This is a genomic window from Paraburkholderia sp. MM6662-R1, from assembly GCF_050436245.1.
Classification (GTDB): Bacteria; Pseudomonadota; Gammaproteobacteria; order Burkholderiales; family Burkholderiaceae; genus Paraburkholderia; species Paraburkholderia tuberum.
The window spans coordinates 614,611-638,281 of record NZ_JBNDLV010000004.1 but is presented as its reverse complement, the minus strand read 5'-3'; the positions used below and the strand labels follow the sequence as shown (position 1 = coordinate 638,281).

Here is a 23,671-nt window from a genome sequence, read left to right as displayed (position 1 = left end):
CTAGCGACAGGGGCCGGTACAGTACCTGTACGGTTTTGAAAATGATGTCCGGTACGGATCGATGATGACTTGATTGGCCGGAAAGCGTCGCCACGCGGCGTTTCAACACTCGGTAGTTAACATATGTTGCATTTATTTTTTTAATGGCAACATATGTAGACGGCTGGCGCAGCAGCCCGCCATCCATCAGGAACCTGCTGCACGATTGGAGATACCCATGAAAGTGATGAATTGGTCCACTGTTGCCATGCTCGTGGCGGCAACGTTGGCGAGTCCGGGCGCGTTTGCGCAGGACGCGACGTCCACGCTCGCGAAGATCCAGCGAAGCGGCGTGATCGCGATTGGCCATCGCGAGACGTCGGTGCCGTTCTCGTACGTCGACGCGAACAACGAGGTGGTCGGCTTTTCGCAGGACCTGTGCAACAAGGTCATCGATGCGGTCAAGGCGAAAACGAAGCGTCCGGACCTCAAGGTGCGCTTCATCCCGGTCACCTCGCAGAATCGCATTCCGCTCGTGCAGAACGGCACGGTCGATCTCGAATGCGGCGTGACGACCAATCTCGCGGCGCGCCAAAGCCAGGTGGCGTTCGCCGACACGTTCTTCGTCGCGACGACGCGTCTTCTGACGCGCAAGGACTCGGGCATCAAGGACTTTCCGGATCTCGCCGGCAAGACGGTCGTGACGAATCAGGGCACGACGTCCGAGCGCATCCTGCGCAAGATGAACGAGGACAAGAAGATGAACATGCAGATCATCAGCGCGAAAGATTACGGCGAAGGGCGTCTCACGCTCGAAAGCGGCCGCGCCGTCGCGTACATGATGGATGACGTGTTGCTTGCCGGCACGCGCACGCTGACCGCGAAGCCGTCGGACTGGATCATCACCGGCACGCCGCAATCGTCGGAAGCGTATGGCTTCATGTTGCGCCGCGACGATCCGGAGTTCAGAAAGCTCGTCGACGACACGCTCGAACAGGTGATGAAAGGACCGGAAATCCACACTATGTACGACCGATGGTTCATCAAGCCGGTGCCGCCGAAGAACATCAGCTTCGACTTTCCGATGAGCGATTCGCTGAAACAGCTGTACGCGCAGCCGAACGACAAGGCGCTCGAATAACGGCTTTGGCCGCTATTGCGCGTAGGAATGGTTTCTAGTGGCAGTCTTTTGCTCTTTCCTCTATACCTGGCTATAGGCGGCGCGTTTCGGTTGAACGTCGCCTATAGCGGGAACGGAGGTGCAAAGTGAAGAGGCCGATGGAATCTTCGCGGCGCGGACGGATTTTCCCCAGTGGAATTCTTCGTGCTGCGCTGGCGTTGGCAAGCGGCGTATTCATGGTGTCCGCAAACGCCGACGCACAAATGCGCGCGATTACGATCGTATCGGGCACCTATGGCGAGAATTGCGGCGCGCCGCGCGGCAACCTGACTCGTGAGCTCGAGCGTCATTGCAACGGACGGGAAACTTGCGATTACGCGCTGCCCGGCCTGCACAAAGGCGGCACGACAATGGCATGCCCACGCGACTTCCACGCCGAATGGCATTGCGACCACGCGGACTTCCACACGGCGGCGCTGGGTCCCGGCGCGAAATCGGGCGACACGCTCGTGCTGGGTTGCGTCGAGTCGCGTGGCGCGGGCAAATAGCTCCGTGCGCGAATAAAAAGGCCGAGGCCCTAACGGGTCTCGGCCTTTGATTTTTGCTGCGGTCTTTTTAGCTGGCTTTACGAACCGGCGCGAACCGGCGCGAAGCGCCGCTTGCTGAGCGACGGCCCGATACGACGGAACCGTTCCCGTTTGTGTTCTTCTTCGAAGTGCGCGAGCGACGGCTTGACCAGATCGCTGCGCGACAGGATCCCCATCAGACGCATGCTGTTGCGATCGGCGACCACCGGCAGGCGTTCGAGCCCCAGCACGGCGAGCCGCGTCGCCACCAGCCGGCAGGTTTCGGATGACAAGGCAAACGCGGTGTTGTGTTGCGCGAACACGTCGGCGAGCGTCATCGCGCGCTTGCGTTCCGTGTCCTCGGCGCAGAAGCGTTCGAGCAACATGCGGTCGGCCATGCCGATCACCGCGCCGTCGCGCACCACCGGATACGCGCGGCGCAGCTGGTTCGCGCCGAACAGCGTCTGCAGCGTTGCGCCGACCGTCGTGGCGGCATCGACCGATTCGACCGAGGCGGTCATCACTTCGTCGACATAGTGGCGCTCGAGCGGATCGACGCCGTACTCGCGATAGATGTGATAGCCGCGTCGCGCGATTTTCTCGGTCATGATCGAGCGCCGCATCACGACCGTGGAGAAGCCGTGCGCGATCAGCGTTGCCGTCAGTAGCGGCAACAGCGCGTTGGCGTCGTGCGTGAGGCCGAACGCGAACACGATGGCCGTCAGCGGCGCGCCGAGCGTGGCACCAAGCGTCGCGGCCATGCAGACGAGCGGCCACAGCGCCGGTTCGCTGCCCGGGAGCCAATGCGCGAGCACCGTGCCGAGTCCGGCACCGAGCATCAGGAGCGGTGCGAGCACACCGCCCGACGTGCCCGAGCCGAGCGCGATGACCCACATCACCGCCTTCACGGCGAGCAGCAAAAGGGCGACCTGCACCGCAATGTGCTGATGCAGCAGATCGCCGATCACGTCGTAACCGACGCCGAGCGCGCGCGGTTCGAGCCAGCCGCCGATACCGACGACGATGCCGCCGAGCGCTGGCCACCACATCCAGTGGATCGGCAGCTTGCCGAACAGGTCTTCCACCTTGTAGAGCGAGGCGGACAGGCCGGACGCCAGCGCGCCCGACAACCCGCCCGCGACCGCGCACGACAGCAGCGACCAGCCATCGGGCGCGGCAGTCTGTAGCGGAAACAGCGGACCTGTACCGAAGAAAATCACGCGGGCGAAGCCAGCGACCGCGCACGCCACCGCGACTGGCAGGAAGCTGCGCGGCCGCCATTCGAACAGCAGCAGTTCGATCGCGAGCAGCACGGCCGCGAGCGGCGTGCCGAACACCGCGGTCATGCCGGCCGCCGCGCCCGCTACGAGCAGCGTCTTGCGTTCCGCCGACGTGACCTTCACGCACTGCGCGATCAGCGAGCCGAGCGCGCCGCCGGTCATGATGATCGGGCCTTCCGCGCCGAACGGCCCGCCGCTGCCGATCACGATGCCTGACGACAACGGCTTGAGCACCGCCACTTTCGGCGACATCTTGCTCTTGCCGAACAGGATCGCCTCGGTCGCCTCGGGAATGCCGTGGCCGCGAATCTTTTCGGAGCCGAAGCGCGCCATCAGCCCGACGATCAAACCACCGATCACCGGCACGCCGATCACCCAAATGCCAAGCGTATTGGTGGCGGGCGAGCGGTCGACGAACGACAGCGTGCCGAAGAAAAACAGATTGGTGAACAGGCGAATCAGGTTCAGCAGAACAAAGGCGGCAATCGTGCTGACGAAGCCGATGCCTGCGGCGAGCGCGAAGATGCCGGGTAGCCGTGCATTCGCCGCGAAGTCGCGTTTGTGGGAATCCATGCTCATGGTTAGTCGAGGTCGATCCGTGGAACCTGGAAGGAGCCTTCGAGCGATCTCAATTCGGCGCGATGCAGTTCCGCAAGCCGTTCGAGTACCCGATCTCCCGCTCTTTCGAGGTGTACTTCAACCTGGCGGCGATCGGTCTCGCTGACCTGGCGGCGCACGAGATTCAGTGCCTCGCAGCGCGATACCAGCGCGACGACGCCGTGATGTTGCGCCTGCAGACGCTCCGCGAGTTCGCCGACGGTCGCCCAGTCGCGCTCCGGATAGCCCTTGATGTGCAGCAACAACAGGTATTGCAACGGCGTGATGCCCTCGCTTTGCGCGGCCTGCTCGGAGAAGCGCTCGAAGCGCCGCATCTGATAGCGAAACTGCGACAACTGCTCGAAATCGCTCTTAACGAGCTTGCGAGTCCGTACTTTCATGGCAAATCCGCCAATGTGAAGAAAACCGAAAATATATCACGTCATGATGTACTTGGGCGAATTGCGGCCGTCGCAACGGCATCGCGCGGCAGGTCTCCTCGGTCTTTTAGTTGAAAATCAGGCCGCCTCGCGGGCTCGGGTGGCGGTTTGCCGATACAGGCCGGAGATCAGGTCCACCTGCGTGATCATGCCGACCACGCGGCCCGCGCGATCGAGCACCGGGATGTGGTGATGGCCGAAGTTCGCGAACATCGGCACCCGTTCCGTGATCGGATCGGTGGCGGCGACGGTGCAGACGTCGGTGGTCATCACGCTGCCGACGTGCGACGTCCGACGTGCGAAGCGCATCGCCGCGCAGCCAGCCATCGAAGTAGTTGAGGATCGGACCGAGCGCCGGTGTCGATGTCGAGCAGTTCGTCACGGCGCCCGAGCACGGCTTTGACGTCTTCGCGGAATATTCGCGACAGGTCCGAGCAGCAGATACATCAGACCGCCGGTGAACGCGATGCCGAGAAGCGCGCCGAGGCACGAACGCGCACGCTCGTGCCATTTCACGGTGAGCGGTGCAGGGAGAAAGCTGGCAAGCCAGCCGAGAGCAGGAGAGCGGGACAAGATAGCAGCAGAAAGTAGTCGATGATGCCGGGCCCGACATTACCGGGAAAACCTGGCAAGGCGAATACAGTCTGGTCATGATTATATGTCAATATGATATAAAAGTTCTCCGCCCCCCCGCGCGGCGCGCGGAATCTGTCGCATCTCGCAGACAGTCGAGAACACAGTCGACGTGCTTCAGCATGGCCCTTAAATCACCCCTCGGCGCGTTCTTTTTTGTCACGTCGTGATATAAAATGAGAGCAGACGGATTGAGAGGACTGGTTGGCCGTTGCCTGATAGACCGATAAAGGAGCCATCATGATGATCACATTTCAATCGACGGCGTCGCCGGATGTCGTCATGCTCAGGGATCTCGCACAATATCTGCTTGGTCTGATCGGCAAGCGGCTCGGCGCGCGGGGCGTTATCAGCCGCGACGAGCTGCCCCGCGCGATCGATCGGCTCGAAACCGCCATCACCGAAGACGCGGCCGCGGAAACGACCCTCGAAGCATTGCACTGCTCAACCAGTAATCAGCGCGAGTCGCGCAACCGGCTGTCGCAGCGCGCGTGGCCGTTTCTGGACATGATGCGTGCGGCGCGCGACTCGGACGCAGACATCATCTGGGGGCTGTAGTTCGTCGAGGGAATCGCGATGAAACAACTTGCGTCGTGTCGACGTTTCGCAATCGTCCTGATTTCGGTTTGCGCCGTTCCGCTTGCCTATGCGTTCTCACCCGCGCAGCAGACCGGCCGATACCCGCAGCCGGTGTGCAGCTCTTGCACCGCATCGTGCGGCACGGGGGTGCGAAGCAGTGTGATCGGCGTGTATGGCGGCACCGTTGTCGACCAGTTGTCCAGCGGAGCGGTGCTGCTCGTGAGATGGCCGAACGGTTCGCCGCACGAGGCATGGACCGCTCGGTCGCATGGCTATGGTTTGCCCGTCGACCCCGCGGCAAACGGTGCTCATGTTTTCTTTTTGTGGCCTGAGTCATAGCGCGGTGTTCCTGACCGGCGGCGCCGAGCAACCCCTATTTTCAGGGCAGGGATTCGGTGGCCGCCGAAACTCGCGAATAGTGCCTGTTTGACGGCGTTTCTGTAGGTATTTGCGTGTATCGGTGTCGCGCGGTATATATCACGAACTGACATATAATTAATCAATCACGTGCCGCACGGCGCAAGGAGGTTCTCATGTCGAGCTTCAAGCGCATTCTTCTCTGCTACGACGGAACTCGCGAAGGACAACACGCGTTGAAGGACGGTGCCGCTCTCGCGCAAGACCTGAACGCTGAAGTGCACCTGCTTTCCGTGCTCAACAATACGGCGTGGATGCAGGGCGCGGACATTACGGCCGCGGTGCCGGTCGATTTCATCAACGAATCCGCCAAAACACTGCTCGACGAGGGCTTACGGAAGCTCGCCGCACGCGGAATTCGCGCGACCGGTCATCTCGCGATCGGCGAACCACTCGATGAGATACCGTTTTTCGCTAACGATCTGAAGGCCGATCTGGTCGTCGTCGGTCATCGTCGCAGTCACGGACTCGCGCGATGGTGGGGTGGCCGGCACGACGGGCTGCTGCTCGATCGCGTGACGTGCAGCGTACTGGTCACGATGGGCGCGGCAACCGATGCGCCGGCCGCAGCCGCAGGCACGGGCGAGACCGCGCGGTCCGCCGAACATTCATGAGCGTTGTTTTGTGTGTTGTGTGTTGAGTTGTGTTGCGTTGGCACGGAGGCACACCATGAAAGACGTCGACGAACAGTTCAATCATCCTCAGCCCGTCAGGCACAGCGATAACGAAAAGAGCAAGCTGCCGCAGCGCGCCGCCGATGCGCAGCGGCCGAAGAAAAAAACCGAAGGCGAGCCGCCGGTCGAGTGACGAGGGGCGGCGCCACGCCGTTCAGTTCGCGCGGAAACACTAAAACGCTGCCAGCCCGAAAGCCCGGCAGCGTTTTAGTCATGCATGCAAACCGCTGGCACAGGCGACCGACATCACGTCAGACAATCAGAAGTCGGTGCTGACGGACAACAGGAACGTACGCGGTGCGCCGTGGGTCAGGTACGTCGTCGCGCCGTAGGCCGACACGGCTGACCAGTACGCCTTGTTCGTCACGTTCTGCACGGTGGCGCGCAACGTCGTCCTCTTGCCGTAGATGGACGTCTCGTAACGCGCCCCCAGGTCGAAGCGGTTCCACGACGGGATCGACAGCGTGTTGGCCGCGTTCGCTTCCTGCGCGCCGGTATGGATCCAGCGCGCGTTGACCGCGAGCCCCGGCACCATCGGAATGTCGTAATCGGCGCCCAGGTTGAACAGGAAAGTCGGCACGCCCACCGGACGGTTGCCGTCGTAGGTTCCGCCTTGTGTGTTCTCGAGCGTCGCGTCCATCAGCGAAGCGCCGGCCAGCAGACGCAGGCCCTTGAGCGGCTCGCCATGCACTTCGGCTTCGAGACCGCGATGGCGTTCGTTGCCGTTCAGGCCATAGATATGCGTGGCCGGGTCGGTGAACGCCGACGGCTGTTCGATCTGGAAAGCGGCAAACGACGCACCGAGCCTTTCGGTGTCGTACTTGAGACCCACTTCCCACTGCTTCGTGCGGACCGGCGCCAGTTGTTGACCGTAGTTCAGCGTGCTCGCCGGCGCGATGCTGCCCGCGGCCAGCGCTTCGCTGCGGTTCGCGAAGATCGACACGTTCTGCGTCGGGCGCAGAACGAGGCCGAACAGCGGCGTCGTGATGCCGTCGCTGTAGTTGCCGCTGCCGATGCCCGTGTTGTCGTAGTTGGCCGTCGCGATCTGCTGGCGACGCGCACCGACCGTGAACAGCACCCGGTCATGCAGGAAGCCGAGCGTGTCGGACGCGGACACGCTGCGGATCACCGTGGTGGCCGTCATGCCCGGATCGGCCAGGTTGCCGCCTGACATCGTCGTGGCCGGGTAAGGCGTCTGCACCGTGTTGTAGAGCGAGACCGGGCCCATGAAGGCGTAGGTCCACGCGGAGTTGGTGTTCTCGCTCGTGATGGCGCCGCCCGCCGCAACCAGATGCGACACCGGGCCAGTGTCGAAGCGGCCGCGCACGCCGACTTCGGCGGAGCTCGAATTCTGGTTGTACGGCACGCCGAGACGGGCACCGGTGACGCCGGTCGACGAATAGGTCGGCGAGTAGTACTCACCTTGCTCGACCGTGCGGCGCACACCACCGCTCGCATAAGCGGTCCAGCCCGGCAGGAAGTCGTATTCGGCCTTCAGGATGCCGACGGTGTCTTCGAGGTTCGTGTACGACCAGTTCTGCGCGTAGTTGTACGTTGCCGGCGGCACGGCGGGAATCGCGTCGGTGAAGTAGACGACCGGGCGGCCGTCGCTGACGTGCTCGCGCTGATACAGGAAGTCGCCGGACAGACGCAGCTTGTCGCCGCGCCAGTCGAGCGCGACGGCCGTAGTGTTGTCGCGGCGGTGTTCGCCGTCGATGCTCGTCTCGCCGTCACGATTCGCCTGGTTCACGCGGATCCCGAACTGGCCTTCGCTGCCGAAGCGTCGGCCGACGTCCACCTGCGCGCCGAACTCGCCGGAGCCGCTGGTTGCGAGTGTCACGTTGGTGGTCGGCGTGTCCTCCGCTCGCTTCAACTGCACGTTCACGCCGCCGCCGATCGCCGAGCCCGTCGGCGAAGCACCGTTCAGGAACGCGTTGGCGCCCTTGAACACGTCGACCCGCTCGACCGCCGCGGTCGAGACCAACTGGCGCGGCGTAACGCCGTACAGACCGTTGATCGAGATGTCGTCGGCATTGAGCTGGAAGCCGCGAATCACGAACACTTCCGAGAAGTTGCCGTAGCCGTACGCGGTTCGCACCGACGGGTCGTTTTCGACCACGTCGGCGAGCGTGCGCGCCTGCTGATCCTTGATCAGCTTGGCCGTGTAGGTCGTCATGCTGAACGGCATGTCGATGTTGCGCTGCTTGCCGAGCACACCGTAGTCGGCGCCGCGCGCGACCTGGCCGCCCGCGTATGTCGGCGACAGGTCGCCGGGCAATTCTTCGACGGCGGCCGCCTGAACCTTGATGGCGGGCAGCGTGCCGTCGGCGGCGGGGGCGGAGTCGGTGGATTGAGCGAACGCGCTGGCCGGGACACTGAAAGCGACGGCGATGGCGGCAAGGATGGTGGCGCGATGCAGAGTGGCTTGAGCAGGCGTGGCCTGCAGGCGATTCCAGCGTGAAACGGACATGAATTGGAAAGTAGGCGTGGTCGTCGATCTTCCGTCCCGGGGCGCTAGTTGGAATCCGGGCGGCATTTTTCCTGGTTGCACGCGCGGATGATGCCGTTTATGTAAGCAGTCCGAGCGCGGAACGAAAGGTTCGGCGGAAGTATAGTGCAAATAGGAATCATTCCTATTGTGGAAACGCAACGATTTACAGAACTGATGGCAAAAGTGGATGTTTTCGATGAGGTCGAGCGGCCGCGACGCGCGGGGTTTGACGCCGCTGCAGGCGCGGTACAGCGCTTGCTACCCAACCAAAGGTTTACTCGCAGGCCGCCATACATGCCACGAAATCCGACTACCTGTCAGAGGTGGAGCGCCCGAGAGGTCCAGCTATTGCACGGCGTGCCGCGCGTGCTCGTCATCGACGACAACGAGAACGCCGCCGAAGCGCTTGCCACCTGGCTTTCCTACGAGGGTGTCGAGGCGCGCGCCGCGACAGGCTGCACCGCGGCGCTGCACTGCGTGCGCAACTGGGTGCCCGACGTCGTCGTGCTCGACATCATGATGCCGGAGCGCGACGGCTACGAAACGGCGAGCGCGCTGCGCCGCTATCTGCCGACGCACGGCCTCGGCATCGTCGCGTTTACGTCCCTAGACGAGGACCACGTGAGGCAAACCGGCCGCGAGCGCCACAACTTCGACGGTTATTGCCAGAAGGGCACGGCGCCGGCCACGCTGCTCGCACTGCTGCGAGGGTTGTGGCGCGGCTAGCGAGGGGACGCGCGTCGATAAAAAAACGCGGCGGCGTGGACATCGCTCCACACCGCCGCGCTTTTCAACCGCGCTCTTTAGTCGGACCCGCAACCCGCCGCGCTCAACCGCTCAGCTCTTTCGCGCGGTCTGCATCCAGCCGGCTTGCACGCCGAACTGCGCGATCTGTTTCGCGACTGCATCGGCGAGGCGCTTTGCATCGTCCGACACGCCCGCGCGCTTCGTTTCGGTCACGCCGTGCAGGCCCGCGCCGGCCGCTGCCGCGGTCGCGACGGTGCCGGCCGCCGCGCCGACCCCGGCGGTTTCGACCATGCCGGGCATCTTGCCGCTGTCCGCGTTGGCCGTGAAGCTCTGCACGACACGCGGCGTGCCGCCCGCGGGTTGGTAGACGATCCGCACCGCGCTGCTCACCTCGCTCTTGCCCGCGCCCAAGCCGATCAGCGTGCGGCGGCGGCGATTGCCGGCGTCGATCGTCTCGAAGCTGCCCTGCACGAGCAGCACGTTCTGGCCGGCGGGCACCGGCGCGTCGGTGCGCACCGCGTGCAGTCCCATCGCCTGCAGCTGATGGACGATCTCGTCGGCGACCTGCTCGCGCACCTGGGCGGCATCGGCAACCTGCTTCTGCGCGTCCGACGAGCCCGACATCTGCGTCTTCAGTTTTTGCAGCATGCCGCCGTTGTCGAGCTTGACCTGCTGCGGATCGGCATCGAACGTGTAGACGTAGATCGTGTCCGGATGCATTGTCGATTGCGTGCCTGCGTCGGCCGTCGCGGATGTGCTCGTCGCGCTCAGATTCGTGACGCTGGCGCCGGCGCAGCCGCTCAGCAGCGCGCCGCCGCACACGAATGCCATGCAGGTGAAACGGGCGGCGTTCTTTTTGATGAAGTTCACTGAAGTCAACATGATGATCCTGTGGTCGGCACGCGGTGCCAGTCTGTTCGAGTCCGTCGCCGATGATCGGGCAACCGTGGGATCGTCGATCATCGGCGAAGGGATTCGCACGTGAAGCCTTTCGATCTCATGCGTCTGTGATTCGTCACGCACCGGCAGCGAACGAAGTATGGGTGAGCGGCTCGCCGAACTCCATTCAACAATTATTTCGAGCGATGTCACCGCGAGACGAAGAAGAGCGCGCGGACGTCGAGCCGCCGATCAGCTCAAAGCGAGCTTGACGATGCAGCACAGGACGAAAACTAGCAGGGCGGCGGCAATGGCCATGTCCAGCGGATAGCGCATTCCTTCACCCTGCCCTGACGTTGCGGAGCTCCTATCGTAATCACCTGACGGAAGATGAAAAGCATCAGTGAAGCGCCAATGTGGGACAGGCAACGTAGCCGCGGAAAGCCGCGCGGGGCGGGGCGGCAGGAGCGCTTCCACCCATCGGCGAGATGCGGCGATGCAGCGGTCGCTCGATCGCGCTCGCATGCTCCGGCGCAAAGAAAAAGCGCCACGTGGCGCGGCGCTTTATTCGCAATTCGCGATGAAATTTATTGCGGTTGTGCCGCTGGCTGACCCGGCGGCGTGCCATGCGGCGCCTTGTTCGCCGCCACGAGATCTTCGGCGGGACTCGTGCGTAGCGTCGCGATCGCCTGCTCGGGATTGGCGGGCTTCAGCTGCTCGCGCGCGAGCGAGTCGTACACGTAGTGACGCAGCATCGGGTCCTGGGTCTTGTTCAGCACGTCGCGGTAGACGGCGACGATCTCGCCTTCATGACCGTTTAGCGCGTACAGACGGCGCAGTTGTTCGAGATCATTGATCACCGCGAAAGCTGGGCTCGGATGACCCATCATCGGACCATGCCCCGGCGGCCCGTCGCCGCGCGGGCCGCCGTCGTGCATAGCGGCGCGCGGCTTAGCGGCGCGGACCCCGAAGTGACGCACGTTGCCGTGAACCGGTTTTCGCCAGGGTGAGTCCGCTGGCGCAACCCAGCCGGATAGCGCATGATTGCTCCGATGTGCCGTGCGACCCCAAAAGCATCTTGCTGTGGCGGCACGCGCGGCACACGCAGCCGCCGGCATCGGCGTCGCGCCTGGTGCGGGCGACGCAGAGGCGATGAGTCTTCAACCGCAAGGAGGATTTCGCATGGACCGACCCGATGCAGCCAATCCGTTTGGCGATCTAACCAAAATGCTGGAGCAGTTCAAGCTCCCCGGATTCGACGTGCCCGCCATCATGGAAGCGCGCCGAAAGGACATGGAAGCGCTGGTTCAGGCGAATCAGACAGCATTCCAGGGGATGCAGTCGCTCGCGCAGAAACAGGCCGACATGCTGCGCACCACGCTGGGCGAGCTACAGGCGCTGACTGCGCAGCTCACGGCGGCCGGCACCGCGCCGTCGAGCAAAACCGCGGAGCTGATCCAGCAGAGCCTGCACAAATCGCTCGCCGACATGCAACAGCTCGCACAAGCCGCGTATCAGACCCAGGCGGAATCGTATGGGGTGATCGCGAAACGCGTCGAGGAGAACGTGCAGGAGTTGAAGTCGCTTCTTCAGCAACCGAAGAAGTAGCGCACGCCGCGAGTTCCGGACGATCTATGACGCGGAGGGCCGCCAGGCCCTCCGCTTTTTTTGCCCGTCGGAATTTGCGTTGCAAGTCTCATGTAGTCAGAGGAATGCGCACTCCGCCCGCTCGTTATTCGGCAGACGCTTACATCGATGAACAAGCGCTGCTCACGTTCGCAACTTTTACGCGTGGCGGCCGCAATTTCCGCAGTCGGTCAGTTCTAAATGTCAGACGGAAACCGAATAAGCATCAAAGCATTGTCGCCAAAAGGCTTTTGCCCACGCTGATCAAACCCGGTCGATCGATTCAACAGCTCCGAACAGTTTCAATCGCGCCGCAAACGATGCCGCGCGCCATTCCCCTGACTAAAGTTTCGCCTCGCCTTTCCGTAGACGCATTCACGCAGCCCAACCGGCGTGAAGGCAACCGGCTTTGCCGGTCAGGTGTGCGTCCCTAGTCTCGCGTTTGTGATCGGCTACATGCAGGTCGCGGCGTTTCACCTCGAAGGAAATCTCTTGAAACCGATGCTTCTCACCCGCATTGCCTGCGCAATGCTCGGGGCAAGCTGCGCGTTGCCGTTCGGCGCGCACGCGACGCTCGGCCAGAACGCCAGCACCGTCGACGGCGATCGGACGCGCCTGCATGCGGTTGTTCGCGCGGCCAGCGCACAGGGCGCGTATTCGGTGCATGTGCTGACGCTGCCGTCCGGCACCCAGGTGCGCGAATACGTGGCGGGCAACGGCATCGTGTTCGGCGTCGCGTGGGACGGCCCGACGCTGCCCGATCTGAAGGCGACGCTCGGCGCGTCCTTCGATGCCTACGTGGCCGCCAGCGCGGCGCGGCGCGGCGCGCCGCTCGCGGTCTCGAACAGTGACCTCGTGGTGTTCTCGAGCGGCCATCTGCGCGCGTTCACCGGCTACGCCTATCTGCCGCAGGCGGTGCCCGCGGGCGTCGACGTCAGCGTTATTCAATAACGGAGCGAATCATGCGATCCAGGTCTTCGTGGATGACTCTGCTGGGTGCGGCGCCCGTCGTGGTTCTGGCGCTGCTGTTGAGCGCGTGCGGCGGCGGGGGCGGCAGCGCGAGCACCACGGGCAATTCGAGCACCTCCAGCAACTCGAACGGTTCGGGCAGCTCGACCAGCTCGTCGGGTTCGACCGTGACCAACACGTCGCCGTCGCCGCAGGTGCTGGCCGCCAACGCGGTGCGCGTGACGGTCGACTCGGGCGTCAGCAACGTGCCGAACATGCCGTTCGTCAGCGTCACGATCTGCGCGCCCGGCACCAGCAACTGCCAGACGATCGATCACGTGCTCGTCGATACCGGCTCGTGGGGCGTGCGCGTGTTCGCGTCGCAATTGCCCGCGTCGATGAGCCTGCCGCAGCAGCAGGACGGCTCGGGCAACCTGGTTGCCGAATGCATGCAGTTCTTCGACGGCTACACGTGGGGCGCGGTGAAGCTCGCCGATGTGCAGATCGCGGGCGAAAAAGCCGCTGCGCTGCCGATCCAGGTGATCGATCCGGGCTACGCGTCGCTGCCGGGCGATTGCGCGGCCGTCGGCGCGGCGCGCAATACGCCGGCCGCCTTGCAGGCGAACGGCATTCTCGGCATCGGCGTGTTCAAGCACGACTGCGGCGCGAACTGCGTGCAGCAGGCGATCCCCGCGACCTACTATGGTTGCGGCGGCACCAGCTGCACGTCGATACCGCTCGCGCAGACGTACCAGGTCGCCAATCCGGTGCCGTACTTCGCGACCGACAACAACGGCTCGATGCTCAGTCTGCCGACCGTGTCGGGCGACGCGCCATCGGTGTCGGGGCAACTCGTGTTCGGCATCGGCACGCAGAGCAACAATGCGCTCGGCGGGGCGCAGGTGGTCGGTGTGAGCCCGTCGAACGGCACGTTCACGACGGTGCAGAACGGCACCACGTATACGCGCAGCATTATGGACAGCGGCTCGACGGGACTCTTCTTCCAGACCACCTTGATGCCGGCCTGCGCGAGCCCGAACAGCGCTTATTACTGCCCGAGCTCGACGCAGCAGTTGAGCGCGATGATCGAAGGCGTGAATGGCACGACGAGCGCGGTGACGTTCAGCGTCGGCAATGCGATGTCGATCGCGCAGACTGATAGCGGCGACTCGGCATTGCCGCTGCTCGCGGGCCCGGCATTCGTCACGTCGACGGTGTTCGACTGGGGGCTGCCGTTCTTCTACGGTCGCAATGTCTATGCGGCGATCGAGCAGCAGTCGACGCCGGGTGGGACGGGGCCTTATGTGGCGTACTGAAGTGGCGTACTGAAGTCGCGTATTGAAGTGGCGAGCCGAGCGCGTGTAGCCGGTTGCTCGCGGCTCGATGATGAGCGTCATATGCGCCCGCTGCCGGCTGGTCCGGCGGCGGGCTTTTTTATGCGCTTGTTGGCTCGCGGTCGCCCCGCTTGTCGCGCTTGTCACCCGCTGCCGCGATCACGCGATGCACAAAGCGCAACTTGTCGACCACCGGCGCGGCGAGCGTGAACGGATAGCCGTCGGGCATGCCGAGACTGCGATTCAGACTGTTCAGCGCATAGGTGAGCGGAAACCAGCGCTTCATCAGATTGCCGAAGCTCGCGTCCTCGACCGGCGTGCGGTCGGTCAGCGTCGGCTCGCTCGGATCGTCGGGCAGCAGCGCGAGGCCGTAAGACGTCGACGTGTCGAGCACGTCGACGATCAGCAGATAGTGCGCCCATGTCTCCGCCCAGTCTTCCCACGGATGCATCGTCGCGTAAGCGCTGATGTACGACGCCTGCCAGTCGGCCGGCGCGCCGTCGCGGTAGTAGGCGTCCAGCGCTTCGCCGTAGTCGGCCTGCTCGTCGCCGAACAGCTTGCGAAACGGTTCGAGCCAGCGCGGCTCGGTTTCGATCAGGTGGCGGAAAAAGTAGTGGCCCGTCTCGTGGCGGAAGTGGCCGAGCAGCGTGCGGTACGGCTCGCCCATCGCGGTGCGCACTTTCTCGCGATGCGCGTCGTCGGCCTCGGCGATGTTCAGCGTGATCAGCCCGTTGTCGTGACCGGTCATCACGGGCTTGCCGGCGCCGCCGTCGGCGAGAAACTCGAAGGCGAGACCGCGCTCGGGGTCCGCGTCGCGCGATCGCACGTCGAGGCCAAGCTCGCCCAGCGTGTACAGCAGACGCCGCTTCGCGACTTCGAGCCGGTACCAGTAGAGCCGGTTTTCCGGTTCGCTCAGGTTCGGAATCGTGCGGGTCAACTGGCAGGCGTAGCACAGCGTGTCGGGAGAATCGGCTGGGATCATCCAGTTGCAGACGTTTTCGACCGCGTAGTTGTGGCATTGTCGGAACAGCGCGCCATTCGCCTCGGGATGCAGGCTGCGCCAGCGGCCGTCGCCGGCGTCCCCGAACGCGCTGATTTCCCGCAGTTCAGGCAGATAGCCGAGCAGCGACTCGCAGCGCTCGCAGCGGACGTTCTCGTAGAACACGAGGTGCGCGCAGCGATTGCAGTGGAAGGTTTTCATCGGGCGGGCCTCGTGATCGGTGCTATGTCGTTTGCGATGATGAGCCATGGTAAGCGGCATCATCAACGCGATAGCGGACGAAAGCCGCTCGCAATCTTCATGCCGCGATTGCAAGACGTCACCGCTTTAACGCACAGTACGGTCATGATCGTGCATCGGCGCTGCGCCGCTTTGGTGCACGGTCCGAGGCGAGCCCGCGGCAGGGCGCGAGGTACGCAACGCAAACGCAGTTCAGACAACACCAAACGATTCATACGGGTTTATCCAGCAACGGCATAGAGCTTGCTTTTTTGGCGGGCTGCCCCCCTTCGTCGAGGAGTCCGGAGTGTCCATACGCGTCGCGTTGCATCACGTTACCCATTACCGCTACGACAGGCTGGTCACGCTGTCACCCCAGGTCGTGCGGCTGCGGCCCGCGCCGCATTGTCGTACGCCGATCCTGTCGTACTCGATGCGCGTCGAACCCGCGAGGCACTTCATCAACTGGCAGCAGGACGCGTTCGCCAACTATCAGGCGCGGCTCGTGTTTCCCGAGCAGACCCGTGAGTTCAAGGTGAGCGTCGATCTGGTCGCCGAAATGGCCGTCTACAACCCGTTCGACTTCTTTCTCGAACCGTCGGCCGAGCAATTTCCATTCGACTACGCGCCGGAGCTGGCGGCCGAACTCGCGCCCTACCGCGTGAAGCGGCCGATGACGCCGCGCTTCGCCGAGTTCGTCGCGAGCATCGACCGCACGCCGGCCGGCACCGCGAACTTCCTGGTGGCGCTGAACCAGCGGCTGCAACGCGAGATCCGCTACCTGATCCGGATGGAGCCGGGCGTGCAGACGCCGGAGGAAACCTTGACCAATGCGGCGGGCTCGTGCCGCGATTCGGGCTGGCTGCTCGTCGAGACGCTGCGGCAGCTCGGCTTCGCGGCGCGCTTCGTGTCGGGCTATCTGCTGCAGCTCGCGCCCGACGTCAGATCGATCGACGGCCCGAGCGGCACCGAGGTCGACTTCACCGACCTGCACGCGTGGTGCGAAGTCTACCTGCCAGGGGCGGGCTGGATCGGGCTCGATCCGACCTCGGGGCTGTTCGCGGGGGAAGGGCACATACCGGTCGCGTGCACGCCGGAGCCGGGCAGCGCGGCGCCGATCTCGGGCGCGGTCGACGAAAGCGAGGTCGAGTTCGGACACACGATGTCGATCGAACGCGTGCTCGAGTCTCCGCGCGTCACGAAGCCGTATAGCGAAGCCGCGTGGCACGACGTGCTGAAGATGGGCGCGCGGGTCGACTACGAACTCGCCGACATGGACGTGCGACTGACGATGGGCGGCGAGCCGACCTTCGTATCGGTGCGCGATCGCGACGCCGCCGAATGGAACACCGACGCGCTTGGACCCACCAAGCGCGGCTACGCGGTCGCGCTGGTGGACCGGCTGCGCGACCGCTACGGCGCGAACGGCTTCCTGCATATCGGCCAGGGCAAGTGGTATCCGGGCGAGCAACTGCCGCGCTGGGCGATGTCGCTGTACTGGCGCGCCGACGGCGAGCCGTGCTGGCACAACCCGGCCCTGTTCGCCGACGAACGCGAGCCGGGCCGCTACACGGCCGCCGACGCGCAACGTTTCATCGCGCATCTGGCCGCGAAGCTGTCGCTCGACCCCGACTGCATCCAGCCCGGCTACGAAGACACCTGGTACTACCTGTGGCGCGAGCGCCGCCTGCCGGTCAACGTCGATCCGTTCGACGCGCGGCTCGACGACGAGCTCGAACGCGTGCGACTGCGGCGCGTGTTCGATGCGGGGCTCGCGAGTCCGTCAGGCTACGTGCTGCCGCTCGGCCGCGAGCGTGGCGCGCCGGGCATCACGCCGACGTGGATCACGGGCCGCTGGTTCTTCCGCGACGACCGCATGTATCTGATTCCCGGCGATTCGCCGATGGGCTACCGGCTGCCGCTCGAATCGCTGCCGTGGGTGTCGAAGACCGACTATCCGTATCAGCACGCGCACGATCCGTTCGCACCGCCGCAGCCGCTGCGCACGGCCGCGCAGTTGCGCGTGCAGTACGAAGGCGGGCGCGAGGGCCGGCAGATCACCGAGGAACAGACCAGCGCGCGGCAGGCGGCCGCGCTGTCGCTGCCGGCGGCCGATCTGCTGAGCGGCATCCCGCACGGCGGCGTGCTCGCGTATGCGCCGCAGCGCCATGACGAATCGCTGCCCGCGCTTGGCGAATCGTCGAAGGACACGCTGCGCACCGCGGTGTGCGTCGAGGCGCGCGACCCGAAACGCGCGGCCGGCCCGGAAGCCGAAGCCGATTCGTTCGGCAGCGGCCGTACGCTACTGCACGTATTCATGCCGCCGCTGACCGATCTCGACGACTATCTCGACCTGCTCGCCGCAGTCGAAGCGACGGCCGCGGAGCTGAAGATGCAGATCGTGCTCGAAGGCTATCCGCCGCCGCGCGATCCGCGTCTGAAAGTGCTGCAGGTGACACCGGACCCCGGCGTGATCGAAGTCAACATTCATCCGGCCGCGAACTGGGACGAGCTCGTCGATCACACCGAGTACCTTTATCAGTCGGCCGCGCACAGCTATCTGAGCAGCGAGAAGTTCATGCTCGACGGGCGCCACACTGGCACCGGCGGCGGCAATCACTTCGTGCTCGGCGGCGCGACGCCGGCCGACAGCCCGTTCCTGCGCCGGCCCGATCTGCTAGCGAGCCTGATCGCGTACTGGCACAACCATCCGTCGCTGTCGTATCTGTTCTCGGGGCTGTTCATCGGACCGACGAGCCAGGCACCGCGCGTCGACGAAGCGCGCAACGATCAGGTCTACGAACTCGAGATCGCGTTCTCCGAACTGCAACGCCAGGTCGATCTGCTGGGCGGTCGCGACAGCGGCAACCTGCCGCCGTGGATGATCGACCGCGCGCTGCGCAACATCCTGATCGACGTGACCGGCAACACGCACCGCGCCGAGTTCTGCATCGACAAGCTGTATTCGCCCGACGGCCCGACCGGCCGCCTCGGCCTGCTGGAGCTGCGCGGCTTCGAGATGCCGCCGCACGCGCGCATGAGTCTCGTGCAGCAACTGCTGCTGCGCGCACTGGTCGCGCGATTCTGGCGCATACCGTACACGCAGCGGCTCACCCGCTGGGGCACCGAGTTGCACGATCGCTTCCTGCTCGGCACCTTCGTGAAGATGGATTTCGACGACGTGCTCGCCGAGCTCGGCGAAGCCGGCTTCGCCTTCGATAGCGCGTGGTTCGCGCCGCACTTCGAATTCCGCTTCCCGCTCGTCGGCGAGATGACGCTGAGCGGTATCGACCTGACGATCCGCAATGCGCTCGAACCATGGCACGTGATGGGCGAGGAGGGCGCCAGCGGCGGCACGGTGCGCTATGTCGATTCGTCGGTCGAGCGGCTCGAGGTGCGCGCGCTCGGGTTGAACGGCAATCGTCACGTGCTGAGCGTCAACGGCGTGCCGGTGCCTTTGCAGCCGACCGGCCGCGTCAGCGAGTACGTGGCCGGCGTGCGTTTTCGCGCGTGGTCGCAGTCGTCGGCGCTGCATCCGACGATCGGCGTACACGCGCCGCTCACGTTCGACCTCGTCGACACATGGAGCGGCCGCTCGCTCGGCGGATGCCAGTATCATGTCGCTCATCCGGGCGGGCGCACCTATCAAACCTTCCCGGTCAACGCCTACGAGGCGGAAAGCCGGCGACGCTCGCGTTTCTTCGCGTCTGGTCATACGCCGGGGCCGCTCGCCGTGGGCACGCCGCAGCGCAGCCTCGAGTTTCCGTTCACACTCGATCTGCGCCACAGTTGAAAAACACGCATCACTGACATCACACGACCTTGGCCTTTCAATCGACTTTGCCCTTCGAGGCGTCCGCGCTGCCGGCGGACGCTTCGTCCCTGTTGCGATTGCTGCCGGGTCATGACGGACATTGGGACGAGCTGCGCGACGCGTCGGGCGCGCTGCGCGAGCCGTGGCGGCAGTTCTTCGCACTGCTCGACGAAGACGGCGTGGCGCGGCTCGCGGACCATCACGCGTCGATCGCGCAGCAGATCCGCGACAACGACATCAGCTACAACGTCTACGCGGACAACGGCAAGTCACGGCCATGGGCGCTCGACCTCCTGCCGTTCCTGATCAGCGAGGCCGAGTGGGCGCACCTCGAGCGCGGCGTCGCGCAGCGCGCGCATCTGCTCAACGCGATCGTTGCCGACATCTACGGACCGCGGACGCTGCTCGAAGATGGCCGACTGCCGCCCGCGCTGGTGTTCGGCCATCCGGGCTATCTGCGTTCGGTGAAGGGCTTCACGCCGCCCGGCGGTCAGTATCTGCAGGTCGTCGCGCTCGATCTCGCGCGTACGCCGGGCGGCGAGTGGAGCGTGATCGCGCATCGCACCGAGGCGCCGTCCGGTCTCGGCTACGCGCTCGAAAACCGCCTGATCGTGTCGACGCTCCTCGCGGAGCCGTTCCGCTCGCTGCGCGTGAGCCGGCTCGCGCCGCTCTATTCGCAACTGATCGCGACGCTCGTGCAGGCCGCGCAAGCGACGATGCGCAATGAGGAAAGCGCTGACGCGTCACCGCATATCGCGCTGCTCACGCCCGGGCCGTACAGCGAAACCTATTTCGAGCATGTGTTTCTGGCGCGCTATCTCGGCGTCACGCTGGTCGAAGGCAAGGATCTGACCGTGCGCGGCGACCGGCTCTATCTGAAGACTCTGGCCGGCCTCGAACGCGTGCACGTCGTGCTGCGCCGGCTCGACGACGCATTCTGCGACCCGATCGAACTGCGCGCCGATTCGACGATCGGCGTGCCGGGGCTGTTGCAGGTGATGCGCGCGGGCAATGTGATCGTGTCGAACGTGCCGGGCTCGGGGTTCGCCGAGTCGCCGGCGTTGCACGGTTTCATGCCGGGTATCGCCGAAGCGTTGCTCGGCGAAGAACTGCTGCTGCCCGGCGTGCCGACCTGGTGGTGCGGCGAACGGGCCGCGCGCGAGCATGCGTTCGCGCATCTCGACGACGCGTTCATCGTGCCGACGTGGCCGCTCACGGGACGCGACACGCCGCCCGGCATCGAAGGGGGCAGGCAGCCGCTCGCGGCATGGCGCGAGCGCATCGACGCGTTGCCCGACGCGTTCACGATCCAGCAGGAGCAGCGCTTTTCCTGCACGCCGCGCTTCGAGGAGGGCACGATCGGCGGAAGGCCGTCGGTGCTGCGCGTCTATGCGATCGCCGACGTCAACGGCGGCTGGCACGTGATGCCGGGCGGTTTCACGCGCATGGCCGCGGAGCGTCAGACCACGGTATCGATGCAGCACGGCGGCAGCAGCGTCGATACCTGGGTGCTGTCGAGCCAGCCAAGCTCGACCTTCACACTGCTGCCTTCGCCGATGCAGCCCGCCGATCTCACGCGCAAGCATCGTACGGTATCGAGCCGTGCCGCGGAGAACCTGTTCTGGGCGGGCCGCTACGGCGAGCGGGCGGAAAACAACGTGCGTCTGCTGCGGCTGATTCTCGGCTCGCTCGAAGGCAACGACGCCGATTCGATGTTCGCGACGCTGGTCGAACTCGCGACATGGTGCGGCCTCGTGCAGTCGGGCGACCTGGCGTCGCCGCACGGGCTGCCGTCGCCGCAGACGTTCGAGCGCGCGCTCGTCGCGAATCTCGGCGAGAGCGCGGGCAGCGTCAGCATCAGCCAGAACCTCAATTGCCAGGCGCGCGCGAACGGCGAGGTGCGCGGGCGTTTGTCGAATGATCATTGGCGCATGATCCTCGCGGCGCGCAACGACTTTCAGGACGCGTTGCAGGTGTTGTCGCCAGCCGTGGGCGCGGGCAACGGCGGCGCGGGTGCCACGAGCAGCGGCAATGCGTTCGATCGCTACGACCGCGTGACGCTGGCGAATGCGCTCGAGCATCTGTCGGTGCAGCTATCGGCGATCAGCGGCGCGCAGGGCGACCGCATGACGCGCGATGAGGCGTGGCGGCTGCTGTTCGTCGGGCGTCATATCGAACGCGTCGCGACGATGGCCGCGTTCATGCGCGGCGTCGCCGTGAACGGCCAGCTCGCGACGCCGGCCGGCTTCGATCTGCTGCTGCAAATGTTCGACAGCACGCTCACGTATCGCTCGCTGTATCCGGGACGTTTCGAAGTACCGGCGCTGCTCGATCTGCTCGTGATCGAACCGCATAATCCGCGCGGCATTTATGGCGTGTACGAGCGCCTGCGCAACAAACTCGACGAGATCGCCATCGCGGCGGGCAGTGTGCGGCATCGGCCGTTCGCGGAGCTGCTGCCGCCCGTCGAATCGCTGCCGACGCTCGAATCGCTGTGCGAGGTCGACGAACAGGGCTCGTATGGCAAGCTGATTGCGCTGTGCGATCAGATCGGCAGCTTCGCCAATGCGGCCGCGCATGAGATCAGCGCGCGCTATTTCAGTCACGCGACCACGGTTGCCTCGCAGGTGTGGGCATGAAGAACGCGTCGACGGTGCTGTCTGTTTCGCATCGCACTGTCTACCATTACTCGACGTATGTCGAAACCGCGCAGCATCTGGCGACGATCCGGCCGCTCGCGTGTCCTTGGCAGCGTGTGATCTCACGCAGCGAGCGGATCGAGCCGCAGCCGTCGTATCAGCATAGCCGCATCGACGCATTCGGCAACGACGTGCTGTACTTCGCGCTCGATACACCGCACGAGCGCCTGCAACTCGTCAGCGAAACCACGGTCGCGCTGACGCCGCGCTGGACCAACCTCGACGCCGAGGCCACCCCGCCCTGGGAGACGGTGGCCGAGGCGCTGCGGTTTCGCGTGGGCGGCGCGTTCTGTGCCGAGGCGGAGTACTGCTTCGCTTCGCCGAATATTGCGCTGCGGCCGACGCTGCGCGCCTATGCGTTGCCGAGCTTCACGCCCGGCCGGTCGCTCGTCGCGGGCGCGATCGATCTGATGCATCGGATTCACGAGGACTTCGCGTACAAGCCGTCGGCGACGCTGTTCGACACGCCGGCCGAACGCGCGTTTGAGCTGAAGAGCGGCGTTTGTCAGGATTTCGCGCAGGTGATGATCGGCTGTCTGCGCTCGCTTGGTTTGCCCGCCCGCTACGTCAGCGGCTATCTGCGCAACGATCCGCCGCCGGGACACCCGCGCCTGATTGGCGCGGATGCTTCGCACGCTTGGGTATCGGTGCATTGTCCGGCCAGCGGCTGGATCGATCTCGATCCGACCAATGACGTGCTCGCCGATCTGGATCATGTGACGCTCGCGATCGGGCGCGATTACAGCGACGTGTCACTGCTTCGCGGGACGATTCTTGGCGGCGGCGCGCATCGGATGGAAGTCGGGGTGACGGTGCTGGAGTTGTGATTGCGGGCGCGGTTCGGTGCCGGTATTGGACCGAGGTCGGCCAACTATTCGCCCCGCAACTCATTGTCGAGCAGAACGCGAATAAAGCCGAATCGCGTTGACTGTCTGTGGCCCGGAACGCTGATCGACCAGCTACGATTATTGGCCTTCTCGCGCAATTCAGGCTCCGCTAGAAGTCCTGCTGTGACTGTCGAGGAAAGACACGAACGCCGCAACCTGCTGGAGTTCATGATCCAGATCGGCGAGAACTACCACGCGACCAATCGCACCGATCAGGAACTGTTCACCGTGCTTGCGCTTGACGCCAAGCGGCTTCCTAACCGCCGGCTGACACCGGCGGACGCGGCAGCGCTTCTCGCTGACCCTGCGCAGGGCGCGAACGGGAAACTGGCGGCTATGGACGCTTCATGGGCAAAGCACTGACCGGCGTCGGTCACTTACGGTAAAAGCAGCTCAATGCCGCTTTTTTTGTTGGACGGTGATTTTGGAAAACTGCACCTGAAAATGAGATGGCCAGAGCAATTGTGAATATCTGTCAAAACGGGATTATCTCGAATTAAAGTCATTGACGGTGACCCGTTTAAATGGTTTATTCGATAGATGTTTTTCTGGAAAACAGAAGAGGTCAAGTGGGAAAACTGAAACAGGATGGTGCCGTGGGCAAGGAAGAATGCCTGCTTTGCCGTATCACCTATTTAGTCTACTTAAACTTCACGCCAATACCGTCTGCAATGGGTCTGAATGTCGAATCCGGCGAATTTTTCCCGCGGGATAGGCTTCAGTTGTATCCGATCTGAACCAT

Annotated in this window: 21 protein-coding genes and 1 pseudogene; 15 read left to right on the top strand and 7 right to left on the bottom strand. The window is 64.4% G+C overall.

All coding sequences use genetic code 11. The features are described from left to right. The first annotated feature begins 217 nt into the window (after positions 1 to 217). Both OKW39_RS32750 and OKW39_RS32745 read left to right on the top strand, forming a co-directional pair. Positions 218 to 1,120, top strand: a complete 903-nt coding sequence (locus OKW39_RS32750) for a glutamate/aspartate ABC transporter substrate-binding protein (protein WP_090807219.1) — start codon at positions 218 to 220, stop codon at positions 1,118 to 1,120. 215 nt (positions 1,121 to 1,335) lie between these two features. Then, positions 1,336 to 1,647, top strand: coding sequence for a hypothetical protein (locus OKW39_RS32745; RefSeq protein WP_260330386.1), 312 nt, complete (start codon positions 1,336 to 1,338; stop codon positions 1,645 to 1,647). Between the two features lie 77 nt (positions 1,648 to 1,724). Here the strand turns inward: OKW39_RS32745 and OKW39_RS32740 are convergent, their stop codons facing one another. The 3 genes and pseudogenes from OKW39_RS32740 to OKW39_RS32730 all read right to left on the bottom strand — a co-directional run. Continuing rightward, positions 1,725 to 3,524 (bottom strand): chloride channel protein, encoded by a 1,800-nt coding sequence (locus OKW39_RS32740; protein ID WP_429564533.1) that lies wholly within the window; start codon positions 3,522 to 3,524, stop codon positions 1,725 to 1,727. Between the two features lie 2 nt (positions 3,525 to 3,526). Beyond that, the gene (locus OKW39_RS32735) at positions 3,527 to 3,943 is read right to left on the bottom strand and encodes a MarR family winged helix-turn-helix transcriptional regulator (protein ID WP_429364251.1); all 417 of its coding nucleotides are present in this window, start codon (positions 3,941 to 3,943) and stop codon (positions 3,527 to 3,529) included. Positions 3,944 to 4,060: 117 nt separating this feature from the next. Continuing rightward, positions 4,061 to 4,328 (bottom strand): annotated as a pseudogene (locus OKW39_RS32730) (CBS domain-containing protein); the annotation flags it as partial. Positions 4,329 to 4,855: 527 nt separating this feature from the next. Between OKW39_RS32730 and OKW39_RS32725 the strand changes: the two are divergent. From OKW39_RS32725 to OKW39_RS32715, 3 genes are all read left to right on the top strand, one after another. Beyond that, positions 4,856 to 5,173: a DUF1840 domain-containing protein gene (locus tag OKW39_RS32725; protein WP_429564532.1), complete on the top strand. Its 318-nt coding sequence runs from the start codon at positions 4,856 to 4,858 to the stop codon at positions 5,171 to 5,173. 554 nt (positions 5,174 to 5,727) lie between these two features. Further along, positions 5,728 to 6,225, top strand: coding sequence for a universal stress protein (locus OKW39_RS32720; RefSeq protein ID WP_187614167.1), 498 nt, complete (start codon positions 5,728 to 5,730; stop codon positions 6,223 to 6,225). 55 nt (positions 6,226 to 6,280) lie between these two features. Beyond that, the gene (locus OKW39_RS32715; RefSeq protein ID WP_429564531.1) at positions 6,281 to 6,418 is read left to right on the top strand and encodes a hypothetical protein; all 138 of its coding nucleotides are present in this window, start codon (positions 6,281 to 6,283) and stop codon (positions 6,416 to 6,418) included. 126 nt (positions 6,419 to 6,544) lie between these two features. Here the strand turns inward: OKW39_RS32715 and OKW39_RS32710 are convergent, their stop codons facing one another. Next, on the bottom strand, positions 6,545 to 8,755 hold the full coding sequence (locus tag OKW39_RS32710; RefSeq protein WP_429564530.1) for a TonB-dependent receptor: 2,211 nt from the start codon (positions 8,753 to 8,755) through the stop codon (positions 6,545 to 6,547). 315 nt (positions 8,756 to 9,070) lie between these two features. Here OKW39_RS32710 and OKW39_RS32705 point away from each other — a divergent pair, with 315 nt between their 5' ends. Then, on the top strand, positions 9,071 to 9,502 hold the full coding sequence (locus tag OKW39_RS32705; protein WP_429564529.1) for a response regulator: 432 nt from the start codon (positions 9,071 to 9,073) through the stop codon (positions 9,500 to 9,502). 111 nt (positions 9,503 to 9,613) lie between these two features. On the opposite strand, the gene OKW39_RS32700 is transcribed toward OKW39_RS32705, so the two are convergent. Further along, positions 9,614 to 10,405, bottom strand: coding sequence for a DUF4410 domain-containing protein (locus tag OKW39_RS32700; RefSeq protein WP_090807198.1), 792 nt, complete (start codon positions 10,403 to 10,405; stop codon positions 9,614 to 9,616). On the opposite strand from OKW39_RS32700, the gene OKW39_RS32695 reads away from it, so the two are divergent. Then, positions 10,383 to 10,508, top strand: coding sequence for a hypothetical protein (locus OKW39_RS32695; RefSeq protein ID WP_429564528.1), 126 nt, complete (start codon positions 10,383 to 10,385; stop codon positions 10,506 to 10,508). The two genes, OKW39_RS32700 and OKW39_RS32695, sit on opposite strands and share 23 nt — an antisense overlap. Positions 10,509 to 10,989: 481 nt before the next feature. Here OKW39_RS32695 and OKW39_RS32690 read toward each other — a convergent pair whose 3' ends face one another. Continuing rightward, the gene (locus OKW39_RS32690; RefSeq protein WP_429333492.1) at positions 10,990 to 11,340 is read right to left on the bottom strand and encodes a hypothetical protein; all 351 of its coding nucleotides are present in this window, start codon (positions 11,338 to 11,340) and stop codon (positions 10,990 to 10,992) included. 244 nt (positions 11,341 to 11,584) lie between these two features. Between OKW39_RS32690 and OKW39_RS32685 the strand changes: the two genes are divergently transcribed. The 3 genes from OKW39_RS32685 (at position 11,585) to OKW39_RS32675 (ending at position 14,292) form a co-directional block, all read left to right on the top strand. Continuing rightward, entirely contained in the window at positions 11,585 to 12,010 is a 426-nt protein-coding gene (locus OKW39_RS32685) for a phasin family protein (protein ID WP_429564527.1), read from the top strand. Positions 12,011 to 12,529: 519 nt separating this feature from the next. Continuing rightward, entirely contained in the window at positions 12,530 to 12,979 is a 450-nt protein-coding gene (locus OKW39_RS32680) for a DUF2844 domain-containing protein (protein ID WP_429565470.1), read from the top strand. Positions 12,980 to 12,990: 11 nt separating this feature from the next. Then, positions 12,991 to 14,292 (top strand): DUF3443 domain-containing protein, encoded by a 1,302-nt coding sequence (locus tag OKW39_RS32675; RefSeq protein WP_429564526.1) that lies wholly within the window; start codon positions 12,991 to 12,993, stop codon positions 14,290 to 14,292. A gap of 118 nt (positions 14,293 to 14,410) precedes the next feature. Here the strand turns inward: OKW39_RS32675 and OKW39_RS32670 are convergent, their stop codons facing one another. Further along, positions 14,411 to 15,511, bottom strand: a complete 1,101-nt coding sequence (locus OKW39_RS32670) for a zinc-binding metallopeptidase family protein (RefSeq protein WP_090810223.1) — start codon at positions 15,509 to 15,511, stop codon at positions 14,411 to 14,413. A gap of 325 nt (positions 15,512 to 15,836) precedes the next feature. Here OKW39_RS32670 and OKW39_RS32665 point away from each other — a divergent pair, with 325 nt between their 5' ends. The 5 genes from OKW39_RS32665 to OKW39_RS32645 all read left to right on the top strand — a co-directional run bounded on the left by OKW39_RS32665 (position 15,837) and on the right by OKW39_RS32645 (position 23,666). After that, the gene (locus OKW39_RS32665) at positions 15,837 to 19,322 is read left to right on the top strand and encodes a DUF2126 domain-containing protein (protein WP_429564525.1); all 3,486 of its coding nucleotides are present in this window, start codon (positions 15,837 to 15,839) and stop codon (positions 19,320 to 19,322) included. Between the two features lie 29 nt (positions 19,323 to 19,351). Then, the gene (locus tag OKW39_RS32660; RefSeq protein WP_429364242.1) at positions 19,352 to 21,982 is read left to right on the top strand and encodes a circularly permuted type 2 ATP-grasp protein; all 2,631 of its coding nucleotides are present in this window, start codon (positions 19,352 to 19,354) and stop codon (positions 21,980 to 21,982) included. After that, positions 21,979 to 22,869: a transglutaminase family protein gene (locus OKW39_RS32655; RefSeq protein WP_090807192.1), complete on the top strand. Its 891-nt coding sequence runs from the start codon at positions 21,979 to 21,981 to the stop codon at positions 22,867 to 22,869. Before OKW39_RS32660 ends, OKW39_RS32655 begins: the two co-directional genes overlap by 4 nt. 183 nt (positions 22,870 to 23,052) lie before the next feature. Next, positions 23,053 to 23,292, top strand: a complete 240-nt coding sequence (locus OKW39_RS32650) for a hypothetical protein (RefSeq protein WP_429564524.1) — start codon at positions 23,053 to 23,055, stop codon at positions 23,290 to 23,292. A gap of 206 nt (positions 23,293 to 23,498) precedes the next feature. Then, positions 23,499 to 23,666 carry a hypothetical protein gene (locus OKW39_RS32645; protein WP_187618704.1) on the top strand — a complete coding sequence of 56 codons (168 nt, stop codon included), beginning with the start codon at positions 23,499 to 23,501 and terminating at the stop codon, positions 23,664 to 23,666. Positions 23,667 to 23,671: the final 5 nt, after the last annotated feature.